Here is a 12,273-nt window from a genome sequence, read left to right as displayed (position 1 = left end):
GCGCGCCGGCGGCGCGGATGGCTCGTCGGGGGGCGCTCGGGGCGTGGGCGAGGCGGGCAGCCGGCCGACAGCGTGCGGCGCACAGGCGACGGCAGGAAGCGCCCGGGGGGATGAGAGCGAGCGACCAGGCGCCGTAGCGTTCAACAGGTGGAAACAGCCGCCCGTCTTCCTCGATGAGGAGTTCCGCGCTCCGGGCCATGCGGAGGATCTCTGCTTCGGCGATGGGGTGGTTCGTCTTGGCCGACACAACGTCGTGCCAGTTTATGGAATGATGGTGTTGGCTACCGGCGCATGAATCTCCACATCACACTTCGACGGCGATCGTTGCCTCGACCTTCGATTTGATGGCCGCGTAGACGTCAGGGCCGAACACGGACACGACGAGTGAAAACTTCATGTCCTGCCACTTTAGCGCCTTGCGCTGGTCCCACCAGCCGAGCACCGGCACGATCGCGATCAGCTTGTCGCCAACCAGCGCCGACATCTTCCCGCGCCACCGATCGCTCTGCACGGTTCCGCGGCTACGACGCTCGATGCCCACGTCCCAGTCGAACGACTTGGCCTTTTCGATCTTGAGTCGCTTGCCGTCTGCACCCGTCGGACGCTTCAGCGCATTGATCCGCTGAATGAACGCGTCGGCGCTCTCTTGCGGGCCCTGCATGTCCCACTTCAGGTCGAGTCCGTTGTACGTGCGCCGTCCGAACTTGTTGGGCTCGGTGAAGTACGAGAGAGTGACGCGCAGCTCGACGTCGGGGTCAGCATCGCTGAGCAGGCTTTCGGGGAGCGGCAATCGGTACAGCTTCACCTTCCGGCGAACCTTCCGCTCCGTCGTCTTCGTCGTGGCCCGCTTCGGCGGCGTCTTCTTCGGCTCTTCCTCGATGACGGCATTCGGCATCGAGTCTTCGACCACGATCGTCGCCACGCCCTGGGCGCACTCCGAGGCAAGCCGCTCGCTCGGCACACCGTAGCCGCACGCTTGGAGCCGATCGTTCAGGCCGGGGAAGTCCCCGACCATCGCCTTCGTCCAGCTCGCGGAGTGAACGATGAGCCCACGCACGGTCTCGGGACGAAGCTTCGGCTCGAGCGACCAGATGTGCGCGGCGAGGTGTGCCGCACGCGCGCTCGCCTCGCTCGTCATCGACATCAACCCTATCGGGCTGCCATGCGTGTGCCGATGGCTGGTGGTGAGCGCCGAGAGCGTGGGCACGGTCGAGTCGGGGAGCGTCCCGGAGATCGCCAGGTTGCCGCCCTCGATCACGACGTCTGGTTTGATGGGCCACTCGTTGCCGACGAGCCCCGTGCTCGTGTACGGCGAGATGCCGCCCGGCTTCGTCGCAACGACGCGAGCCTCGGCGTAGTCCTTGTCGTTCGGCAGCTCGACACGCGCCGTGAACGCACCTACCGTCAGCGCGTTCGATGCCTGCGCGGGCTGGTGAATCTTCTCCGAGAGCTGGAGCTGCGGGTGCTGCTCGGCGAGCGCGAGCCACTGCGCGTCGCGCGCGTTGCCCGCCGACACGATCATCAATCGTCCGTACCCCCCGCGGAACGCGAGCTGGTCCACCGCCTGGCTCCACAGCGTTGGCGCGAGTCCGTCGAGCGGCGGATCCTGCATTGACCGCGTCACCGCGAGCACGAAAGCACGGTTACGAGGACGAGGGTCGGCGTCCTCCGCAGATCGCACCGCGCGCTCCGTCAGGACGGGCCACTTTTCATAGTTCTCGTCAGCGGCCGTACCGTATCCCGGCGCGATCAAGAGCCGGCTGCTCTGCAGCCAGTGCGTGGCGTCAGCGCTTCCGCGCTCGACGGCTGCGCCGACGTCTCGGTACAGCGCCAGCCCCGCCATCTTCGTGCCGTGCCCGTAGGTGTCCTCGGGCGACGGGATCTCGGGACCGGCCGTCGTCGCTGTCAGGATCGCCGACTTCAGGAGTGGGTGCCCCGTGGCGATGCCTGTGTCGAGGACGACGACGGACGGGGCGTTTTCATGAGGCTGCCGGAGCGCGAAGTCGGCGACGTCCTTCGTGGAGAGGTCGTCAAGCAGCTTCAGATCGCGGAGGGGCTGCGGGGCGAGCTCGACTTCGTAGATGCAGTCGGTCGCCTTGCGCAGCTCATCCAGCTGCGCGCGCGTCAGCCGAACGAAGAAGTAGAGCTGCTCGGGGCCGAGGAAGTCGTCGAGCTTCTGGGACGCGCCAAGCCGATGGAGCTGCCGAGCGATCTGCGCGCGGCTGTTGTCGGTGTCCTCGGCGCGATTCCGGTACCCGCCACGACAGCCGATCTCAAACCAGCACGGGCGATCGGCGGGCGGCGCTTCAGCCCGGAGCTGCGCGCCGCTGAGGTCCTCGAGTTCCGCGAGCCCGATGCTTCCCACGGGCGCGATCGCTCGCTCGTTGGTACGCTGGGTGGTGACCGTGCCGTCCTTCGCGGTCTTGGTCTTCACCTTTGCGTCGTCGGCGAACGCATCGAGCTTCTTCCGCAGGTACTCAAGGTCCGCGTTGGCGACGTCGAGAAGGACGGTGCCTGAGTCCGGCATGACACCCACGAGCCGGGCGTCGGCGCGAGAGTCATCAAGCTGGTCTGGTGCGAGCTGCGCGTTGGGTGCTGGCCGCACGGCGACGATCTCGCGCTTCGCCAGCTCGTCTCGCGCTATCTCGGCGCGCGCCTTCACCTGCTGCGTGATGGCGTCGAGCTGCTGCAGCAGCGTCGTCCGGTGCGCCTTCGGGTCGAGCGACGGCATCGCGGGCGGCACGCCGCCGCCGCCCTGCGGCGCTTCGTAGGCGTCCACCGAGGTGATTCGCCCTCGGAGGAGAGGGAGCCGTGTGTCGGCCATTGGTTATCTCCTGACCGGTACGTCGCGTCTCTTCAGCTCCTCCAGCGCCAGGACAACATCACGCTCGGAGATCTCTTCGCGATCATCGAGGGCCATCGTGCGGACCGCATCATCACAGGCGCGTGCAACGTCCGCAAAGCTCCATCCCTCTGCGTTGGCCGCGAGGTGGTTGGCGGCTTCGTCGGAGAGGCCCACCGTCGAGAGCCGCAGCTTCATCAGCTCGGTGATCTGCTCGCGCGGCGGCTTGTCGAAGGGGACGATCACGTCGAAGCGCCGGAACACGGCACGGTCTAAGAGCTCGACGTGGTTCGTCGCGGCGACGAGGATGCTTCCGCTCATGTCGGCGTCAACGAGCTGCAGGAACGCGGTGACGACGCGGTTCATCTCGCCGACGTCCTGGGAGTCGCCACGCGCCTTCGCGACAGAGTCGAACTCGTCGAAGAGGTACACGCCCGGGCGGTGCGGCATTTCCGCGAAGATCGCGCGGAGCTGCACGGCCGTGGCCCCGAGGAAGCGCGAGAACAGCGCATCGAAGCGCACGGTCATCAGCGGCAGCCCCATCTCGCCAGCGAGCACGGCGGCGGCGAGGGTCTTTCCGCAGCCGGGCGCGCCGTGGAACAGCAGGCGGCGACGCGGCGAGACGCCGAACCGCTCGAGCCGCGCGCGTGACCGGTTCTCGGAGATGACCCGCTTGAGCGTCTCTTCGGCCTCTGGGCGCAACACGATGTCACGGAGGCGCTCCTCACGGTGGCCGCCCTCGAGGATGTCCGCGAGCTCGCCACGTGGTGCGGCGATGTCCACGACGGGCCCGTGCTTGCGCGTGCTTGTCGCGGGCATCTTGGCGATGATCGACCGGATCTCCTCCGCGACGCGCACGTGGCCCGCGGTGCTCTCGGCCGCAGCAAGCTGCAGCGCCGCCTTGCGGAACGACGACTCGTCGCCGTCCGCGTGGGACTGCAGCAGCAGCTTGAGGATGTCGGCCTTCACGACGCTTTCTCGGATCCCGAGTGGATCTGCCTCCGGAGCTCCAAAACTTGGCGGCGAAGGTACAGCCGGTAGCCGTTCATCGGGTGACGTTTCGCCCGCAGTTTCCCAGCCTTGTCCCAGCGCCGAAGGGTCTGCTCGCTCACGTCGAGCAGCTCGGCGGCAGCCTTGATCGTCAGCACCTCGTCCTCGTGGTGTTCGGGTCTCCCCATCGCGCGAAGCTTATACAACCTTGATCGCGGGGACAAGCACCAGGCTGCCTGTCTCGTTTGGTTCGTCACGGTCGATCTCGTGTCCCGTTTCGGCGGAGAACACCGCATTTCCCCCCGAAAGGACACCGTCATGCCCAAGCCCCGCAGCAAGAAACCGCCGAGCCAGCTCGACATCGTCGGTTTCCCGCCACTTCCGCCCGCGCTCGAGGAGGGGGAGCGCGCTTCATCGAGCCCGCGCTCGGTCGCTTCCTCGACGCACCGAAGCCGTCCACTACCGACGGGAAGGAGGTGCGGGATGGCGAAGCGAACGGAACGTGCTCGCTGGGTGAGCTACCTCCGCGTGAGCGGATAGGAAGCCTCCGCCGCTCGCCCGGATCCGCCTTGCACCGCGCGTGCCCCTGCCGCACGAGCCGGTCGATCAGGGGTGTGCGCTCGTGCTCGGCCGGGCTCCGCCGGCATCTGACACATGAGGCCATGCCCGCTGTCCGGCGCAGTCCACACGAAGGGGGACCCCATGTCCGTGTGCATCACCGATGTCATCGCCCGCGACATCCGCTTCCCGACCTCGCACTCCCTCGCCGGCTCGGACGCCATGAACCCGAGGCCGGACTACTCGGCGGCCTACGTCGTGCTCGAGACCGATGGCCCGGAGCGGATCGAGGGGCATGGCATGACCTTCACGATCGGCCGTGGAAACGAGCTCTGCGTGGCGGCGATCGACGCGCTCCGCCCCCTGCTCGTGGGCAGGCGCGTCGACGCCATGACGGCCGACATGGGCGCTTTCTGGGACGAGATCACCGGCGACAGCCAGCTCCGCTGGGTCGGCCCGGAGAAGGGGATCATCCACCTGGCGACGGCCGCCGTCGTCAACGCCGCCTGGGATCTGTGGGCGAAGACCGCGGGCAAACCGCTCTGGAAGCTGCTCGTGGACATGACCCCGGAGGAGCTCGTCCGCTGCGTCAGCTTCCGCTACATCACGGATGTGCTGAGCCCCGAGGAGGCGCTCGAGATCCTCCGCCGGAACGCGCCCACCCGCGCGGCGCGGGAAGACGAGATGCGGCAGCACGGCTTTCCCGCCTACACGACGTCGGCAGGGTGGCTCGGCTATTCCGACGACAAGCTGCGCCAGCTCTGCCGCGAGGCGCTCGCGCGCGGCTTCTCGCATTTCAAGATCAAGGTCGGCGCGAGCATCGATGACGACGTCCGCCGGGCGCAGATCATCCGCGAGGAGATCGGGGCGCAGCGCCGGCTCATGATGGATGCCAACCAGGTGTGGGACGTGGGCCAGGCCATCGCCAGCATGCGGCGCCTCGCCGCGTTCGATCCCTGGTGGATCGAGGAGCCCACGAGCCCCGACGACATCCTCGGCCACGCCGCGATCGCCAGGGCGATCGCGCCGATCGGCGTGGCGACGGGGGAGCACACCCACAATCGGGTCATGTTCAAGCAGATGTTCCAGGCGGGCGCGATCCGGTTCTGCCAGGCGGACGGCGCCCGGCTGGGCGGCGTCAACGAGGTGCTCGCCGTGCTGCTCATGGCGGCCAAGTTCGGCGTCCCGGTCTGCCCTCACACCGGCGGGGTCGGCCTCTCGGAGATCATGCAGCACATCTCGCTCTTCGACTACATCTGTGTGAGCGCGTCGCTCGAAGATCGCATCCTGGAGCACGTGGATCACCTCCACGAGCACTTCGTCGATCCGGTCGTCGTCCAGGCTGGCCGTTACATGCCGCCCACCGCGCCGGGGTACAGCACCGCCATGCGGCCCGAGTCGCTCGATCAGTTCGAGTTTCCGACCGGCGCGGCGTGGGCGAGGTGAGCGTCCAGATCCCGGACAGCCTCTCGCTCAGGGCACCGTCGTGTTGAGCAGGAGCTGATTCGCCTGGCTGTAATTCCCCAGCATGAGATCCAGGTCCCCGTCGCCATCCATGTCGCCGACGTCCCCGTCGGCCGTCAAGAGGACGGTCTGGGTGAGCCAGGGGGCGTCGATCTGGTCGAAGTAGCCGCCAGCGTTCCTGTACAGCGAGTGCTTGCGCGATACCATCGAGGGGATGTTGCCCCGCAGCATGACGATGTCCACGTCGCCGTCCATGTCGAAGTCGCCGAGCTCGACCTCGCGAGCGTGGGCGTCGTAGGCGTGCGCGCTGATCCGGCTCGCCGTCACGTTGGCGAAGTACCCGGTCCCGTTGTTCGAGAGCAGGACAATTTGACTCCCGCCTGCGGGGGCGAACACCAGATCCAGGTCCCCATCGGTGTCGAGGTCCCCCGCCTCGACGTCGACCGACCCGAACGTCGTCAGCGGCAAACTGGCGCCCAGACGACCGCTGGCGTTGACGAACGGGCCTCCCTGGGTGTTGCGGAAGAACAGGGTCGAGGTGCCGGCCAGGATGAGCTCGGGGTAGATGGCGTGACGGATCGCGAGGCAATCCGCCTGCTGGGCCGGCGTCACCGCGCCGCTCGCCACGAGCCCGGCGACCGATCGCTTGGGATCGGAGCAGATCCCACACAGGGCAGCAGGGCGGCCAGCGCACGCGGAAGCGTTGACGTCCGCGATCTCCACGCACAGCGCCTTCTCCACCGTGATGTCCTGCGTCGTGGTGCCGAGCCAGAAGCTGCTCTGGTCGGTGAACACGCCGTTGCCCCCGTTGATGAGCAGCGTCGAGTTGCCCGGCGCGATGTTCCCGAAGAACGCGTCGAGATCGCCGTCGGCGTCCACGTCGCAGAGCTCGACCGCGCCATCCGACATCGTGGTCGATGGCAGGCGCCCGGACGTGGCCACCGTGAAGGTGCCGCCGGAGTTGAGGTACAGGGCGGCCCGCTTCATCGCTATCGTGCCCGTGGCGGAGTGAGCTGCCGCGATGATGTCCATGTCGCCGTCACCGTCCACATCGCCGGAGTCCACATCGGTGTGCTTGACCAGCAAGCTGGGAAATTGCAGCGCCGTGACGTCCACGAGGTGGCCGCCGTCGTTCCTGAGCAGGCGCGGCTGCATGAGAGCGGCCGCGTAGGGCGCGATGAACACGTCGAGATCACCGTCGTTGTCCATGTCGATCAGGTCGATGTCGCTGGTCGCGGTCGTCGTGCCCAGCGGGACGCGCCCCACCGTGCCGTCGGTGAACCGCGGCTGCGGAGGCAGCGGCGCGGTGAGCGCGGCGTGCGCGTCGACGATGCCGCCGGTGCGGGTGAGGCCCGCGAACGCGGGCAGCGGCGCGGCGGTCTGCTCGATCATCTTCACCACGCGCACGGGGTCGAAACGCAGCTCGCTGTGCTGGGACAGGAGCAGCCCGGCAACGCCGCTGACCATCGGGGCGGCGAGGGACGTGCCGTCGGCGCCGAGGAAGGTGTTCGTACCAGGCGCCGCGATCGAGACCGTCGTCGCGCCATAGGCGGACGATTGGCCGCCCGACCAGACGGAGCGGTTGCCGGACTGGTCGCTCGCCGCGACCACGATCTTGTTGGGCAGCCCGAGATGAGCGGGGAAGTGGGCGAGGAGCGGATTCCCGGACGGGTCGACCGTGTCGAGGTTGGTCCCGCTGTTGCCCGCGCCGGCCACGAACAGGAGGTGGGAGACGCCGAGGTCCCAGACGGCCTCCGTCATGTCACGAAGGGCGTCCTCGGGAGTGTACGAGATGCCCGTCCAGCTGTTGAAGCTGCCGGCGAACGAGCTGTTGACGATGTGCGCGCCGTTGCGCGCGGCGTACTGGTACGCCTCGAGGATGGCATCGTACGTCGGGGCGGCGACGGTCGTTGGTGTGCCGTTCACGATGCGCGTCTCCAGGCGCCCGTTGCCCAGGGGCATGATCTTGACCCGGTGCATCACGCCGGTGTAACCGGAGCAGTCGTCTCCGATCTCGCCGAGAGCCCCCGCCACGATGTCTCCGTGCGTGTTTCCGGTGTCCACGGGCGACGGGTCGTTCGGCCTGAGCGGGCTGCCGCCGAGGTCTTGTCCCGGGCGCGCGAACTGGAAGCCGCGGCAGTCGTCCGGATAGCCATTCTCGTCATCGTCTCGAGCGGCCCCGTCGCAGTCCTGTCCTTCGGGCGCGCCCAGCAGCGCGCCCGGGGGCAGGGCGTTGCAGGCGACGCCGCCGGGGCCGATCTCGTCGGCAATCGAGCCGTCGCCGTCGTCGTCCAGGTCGTTCGTGTAGATGCGCGCGACGTCGGGATCGAGCAGATCCGTCGCGCCGTCGCCGTCATCGTCCACCCCGCAGCCGCCGGGGCAGCCGTCGCTGTTCAGGTCCGACCGCGGGCAGGTCCCGCCCGTCGTGAGCGGCATGCAGTCGCTGCTGCACGGGGGCGCGGCGCAGCACTCGTCCGCGTTGAGGTAGATGTTGTCGACCAGCGGATGAGGGCCCGGGCCGCCGCAATCGTCCGTGTCGTGGTACGCCGACTGATAGTAAATCACGCCGCTGTCGACCACCGCGACGACGACATCGTGGGATCCGCGCTGGATATCCCAGGCGGCGTCCACGTTCATCGCCTCGATGTACCAGTTTTGCGTAGGGTAGTATGTATCGTTCGGCACGTAGGTCGGCACGGCGATCAGGTTGGGCAGGGCGAGCCGCACCGGCTCGCCGCCCGCGAGGAGCGCCGAGAGCGCCTCCCTCTCCGTCCCCTTCGGCACGGTGACAACGCCCATGTCCGGAGTGATCTGCCGTGCGAGCGCGCCCTGTACGCCGGAGAGGACCCTCCCGCGCTCCTCCGCCGAGGTGCCGGAGCTGAACTTCACGATGAGCTCGCCCGGCACCATGGACGCGAGGGACACGACCACGATGTCAGAAGCGCTCTCGTTGCCGTCGATGTCGGTCGCGACGATATGGACCCGGTTGGGCGTCAGGAACTCACCCGGGTCGTTCCGGAGCGGCAGGTCGATGGAGAACTCTCCTGCCGGCGTGAGCGCCGACGCCTGCGCTGGCGCATCGCCGATGCTGACGCTGACCGATCGAGCCAGCGTGTTGTCCTCGACGCGGCCTCGCAGGGTGAATGTCCCCTGAGCCACGATGTCCCCCTTCGCCGAGGACCTCGCGTAGTCCTCGGCGACGCGGAGCCTCGGGGCCTCGTCCGTCGCGCCGAGGCGGATGGCGTCGAGCCGGCAAGGGCCCGTGGCGCCCCGCGGGAGATCCAGCGCGATCTTGAGCCGCAGGTCGTCGTACGCTGTCTTGAGCGCCGCCACCAGCTCGGCAGGCAGCTCGAAATCGACGCGTGTGAACCGACCTGCCGCTCCCCGGGGGAGCGCGACCTCCTGGATGAACCGGCGCTCGATCCCCTGGGAGGGCAGCTCCACGACCAGGTGGACGTGCCCCAGCGGCTCCGCGCCGGGCGGCGCCTCCGGGAGCGACAGGCTGATGGAGAGGGTGGAGTGGACCGCCGCGAGGGTGCTGAGCGGCGCGCTCACCAGCTCGTGGTACCCGCCGCCGGGCACCTCGAGGCTCTTCTCGCCGTGCGCGCGCTGGTCGCTCGCCTGCGCGGCGCCGCCATCGAGCGTCCAGGCGCCCGCGGCCTCGAAGCCGAGGATGCTCTCGTTCGACGGTCGCGCCGCGCCGTCGCTCGCGGCGCCGCCCGGAGCGACGCTCGTGCCATCGCAGCTGCATATCAATGCTGCGGCGACGACCCATCGTCCACGTTTCATATCATTCTCTCGCTGATGCCCGAAGAGTGAGCCAAGATGAAAGTCGGCAGGTCCACGATGGAGGGCATTCAGGGGGCGTGCTGCATGAAATGCCTGTCGCCGTCCTGTTGGACGCCGGCCCGCGTGTCGGGCGTGCACCGGGCGCCAGGCAGGCATGGCAATGCTCGTGCCCGCCGGTCCTGCACGCGCGGCCATGTCTTTCGGCCGGCTTCTCTCGCGAGGGCGGGTGGGCGGTGGCCCGATGTCACGGTGCGACGGCCCGATGTCACGTGACGGTGTCACGTGACAGTCACGGGACACGAGCCGGCCCGCCGCTCTCCGGCCCCCGGCTGGCCTCGATGAACCGAGCGCTCCGGAGGTTAGAGCCTGGCCTCTCGTCTCGACGCGATCACGGCTCTTCGAGCCGCGAGCGGACGACCTCGCCGTCGAGCGTGCTGCCGTCGGCCTCGATATAGAGGTGATCGCCCACGATCGTGACCGCCCATTGGCGCCGCAAACCCGTGTTCTCCGCGAGCGCGGCGACGAGGCGGTGGTCGACGGTGGAGAGCGAGATCGCGCCGGTGACCTTGCTCGCGCGCGAGGCGGCCTCACGCGCGCCGGACACGAGCTCGTCGCGACGGCGCGCGTCCGAGAAGAGCGCGTGAACGGCCACGCCCGGGTTGTGCTGCACGACTCTCTTGAGCTTCTCGAACGGCGCCGCGCCGCACTCGATCCAGGTGAGGATGCGGCCCGTGGGATCGCGCGTCCAGAGGTCTGCCCCCTCGGCGTCGCCGAGCCCTGGGCCGAAGGCGAGGCCCTCCTCGTGAAAGAGGCAATACGCGAGCACCCGCAGCATGACGTGCTCGGCGCTCTCCGACGGGTGGCGGGCGACGATCACCCGCTCGCTCGCCTCACGGCCGCGATCGACGTGCGAGAGGTCGATGCGGAAGTCCATTCGCGTCGAGGGGAGTGCCATCGTTGCTCCCGCTAGCCTCGATGCGCCGCGCCGTCGTCGCCGAACGCGGCTTCGGGCAGCGCCGCGGCCTCTTCTTGTTGCTCTCGCCGCAGACGGGCATCGAGCACGACAACCCCTGTGTTCAACATCGATGACCTCCGGAGCGCGCCGCTGTTCGCGTCGCGCAGGACCGTGCTCCAGGCCGGGTACCACGCGAGCGAAGGAGAGCCTATCTGGAACGTGCCTCACGGTCACGCGCTTCGCGCGGGCCGCCCTCGCACGGCTTCGCGAACGTCGGCCGGCGATGGTATAGGCCTTGTCCATGATCTCCCGCCGCGCCGTGATCGCCGCAGCCGGGCTGTTTTCCGCCGGCGCGCTCGCCCCGGGCCTGGCCCGCGCGGCGGGGCGCGTGCCCGCGCCGCTCCCGGCGTTTCCCCTCTCGTTTGCGGTGACCGAGGAGGAGGCGGGGAAGCCGGTGCGCGACGACGCCTGGATCGACGCGCAGATCGCCGAGGCGGTCCGGCTGTTCGAGCCCGCCGGTGTGGCCCTGCGCAAGGTCGGCGCGCGCACGCTCGCCCCGCGGTTTTCGCGGATCGAGACGCGCGAGGACCGGGACGCGCTCGCCTCGGCGATCGAGGCGCGCCGGATCAACGTGATGGTGGTCGCGTCGCTGCGCGACGTCGACGATCCGCGGCGCTTCCGGATGGGCGTGCACTGGCGGCACCGGGCGACGCCGGAGCGGCGCTTCGTCATCCTCGCGGCGAACGCGCGGCCCACCGTGCTCGCGCACGAGCTCGGGCACTTCTTCGGCCTCGGGCACAGCGGCGTCGACGACAACGTGATGAGCTACGCGCGCACCGGAGCGCCCGTCTCCTTCGACGCGGCGCAGATCGCGAAGATCCGATCCGCAGCGCGCGGGTACGCGTCGAGCAAGGCGTTCGAGCCCGCCTAAGGCTTTGCGCGGAAGGTCGGGACGCCAGGCACGGCGATCTTCTCCTCGTCGATCGGCAGGTCCTTCCAGGGCTCCACTTCCTGCAAGAGGCCGAAGTCGAAGGACCAGAAGTACGGTGCGCTCCCGGGATCGAGCAGGGTGCAGCAGTAGTCGGTCATGGACCCGAACGATTCGACGGTGATCGCCTCGCTGCACGAGATAAAAATATCGTCCTCCACCACGCGCCAGGGCACGACATCCCTGGACCGAAGCCGACGCGCCCTGGACTCGCCTGCGCGAGCGGACCGGAGCCCATCCTCCAACCGACGACGGCGGGTCCCGGGTGCACCTGCGCGAACGAACCGGGTATTGCCGAGATGCCCCCACTCGTTGAAGCTGAACTCCAGCTCCATTTCTGGCCACACGGGCAGAGAATAGAACATCTGGGTGGTCCAGAACGCGGAGTCCTCCACCGGCGCCGGCTCGATGCGCCGGGGCGCCCCGAGGAATCGAGGAATCACGTCGGCTTCGCGCAGGTGCCCGTCGTTCCCTTGGCGGAAGCTCAGGCCCACGTCCGCGACCATCGCGTTCGCCGCGTCGACCTCCGATGGATCGACGCCCAGCAGCTTCAGGCCCTTCGCCATGCCTGATTTGTTTCGCATCTGCGACATGAGATGAACCTGATACGCAACGACAGGCTTCATGATCACCACCCCCGGATCTCATCACGTCGTAATCCGTACGTCTCGACCACGGTGAACTCCT

At 68.5% G+C, this 12,273-nt stretch carries 8 protein-coding genes; 2 read left to right on the top strand and 6 right to left on the bottom strand.

Going from position 1 to position 12,273, the window contains the following annotated elements; genetic code table 11:
• Positions 1-304: 304 nt before the first annotated feature.
• From WME95_RS45765 to WME95_RS45755, 3 genes are read right to left on the bottom strand one after another with little or no spacing between them, the layout of a single operon-like run.
• The gene (locus WME95_RS45765; protein ID WP_437905493.1) at positions 305-2,824 is read right to left on the bottom strand and encodes a S8 family peptidase; all 2,520 of its coding nucleotides are present in this window, start codon (positions 2,822-2,824) and stop codon (positions 305-307) included.
• A 3-nt stretch (positions 2,825-2,827) separates the two neighbouring features.
• The gene (locus tag WME95_RS45760; RefSeq protein ID WP_437905492.1) at positions 2,828-3,811 is read right to left on the bottom strand and encodes an AAA family ATPase; all 984 of its coding nucleotides are present in this window, start codon (positions 3,809-3,811) and stop codon (positions 2,828-2,830) included.
• On the bottom strand, positions 3,808-3,990 hold the full coding sequence (locus WME95_RS45755) for a MerR family DNA-binding transcriptional regulator (RefSeq protein WP_437905491.1): 183 nt from the start codon (positions 3,988-3,990) through the stop codon (positions 3,808-3,810). Before WME95_RS45755 ends, WME95_RS45760 begins: the two co-directional genes overlap by 4 nt.
• A 544-nt stretch (positions 3,991-4,534) precedes the next feature.
• Here WME95_RS45755 and WME95_RS45750 point away from each other — a divergent pair.
• Positions 4,535-5,836: an L-fuconate dehydratase gene (locus WME95_RS45750; protein ID WP_437905490.1), complete on the top strand. Its 1,302-nt coding sequence runs from the start codon at positions 4,535-4,537 to the stop codon at positions 5,834-5,836.
• Positions 5,837-5,863: 27 nt separating this feature from the next.
• Here the strand turns inward: WME95_RS45750 and WME95_RS45745 are convergent, their stop codons facing one another.
• Positions 5,864-9,643, bottom strand: coding sequence for a S8 family serine peptidase (locus tag WME95_RS45745; RefSeq protein ID WP_437905489.1), 3,780 nt, complete (start codon positions 9,641-9,643; stop codon positions 5,864-5,866).
• A 388-nt stretch (positions 9,644-10,031) separates the two neighbouring features.
• Positions 10,032-10,598 carry a YaeQ family protein gene (locus WME95_RS45740; protein WP_437905488.1) on the bottom strand — a complete coding sequence of 189 codons (567 nt, stop codon included), beginning with the start codon at positions 10,596-10,598 and terminating at the stop codon, positions 10,032-10,034.
• A 301-nt stretch (positions 10,599-10,899) separates the two neighbouring features.
• Between WME95_RS45740 and WME95_RS45735 the strand changes: the two genes are divergently transcribed.
• A complete protein-coding gene (locus WME95_RS45735) occupies positions 10,900-11,529 on the top strand; it encodes a hypothetical protein (protein ID WP_437905487.1) in 630 nt (209 codons plus the stop codon).
• Here the strand turns inward: WME95_RS45735 and WME95_RS45730 are convergent.
• On the bottom strand, positions 11,526-12,221 hold the full coding sequence (locus WME95_RS45730) for a hypothetical protein (protein ID WP_437905486.1): 696 nt from the start codon (positions 12,219-12,221) through the stop codon (positions 11,526-11,528). The two genes, WME95_RS45735 and WME95_RS45730, sit on opposite strands and share 4 nt — an antisense overlap.
• Positions 12,222-12,273 lie beyond the last annotated feature (52 nt).

It is taken from the genome of Sorangium sp. So ce327, assembly GCF_051530205.1.
In the GTDB taxonomy this organism is placed as follows: domain Bacteria; phylum Myxococcota_A; class Polyangia; order Polyangiales; family Polyangiaceae; genus Sorangium; species Sorangium cellulosum_B.
This window is presented reverse-complemented; position numbering and strand designations above follow the sequence as displayed.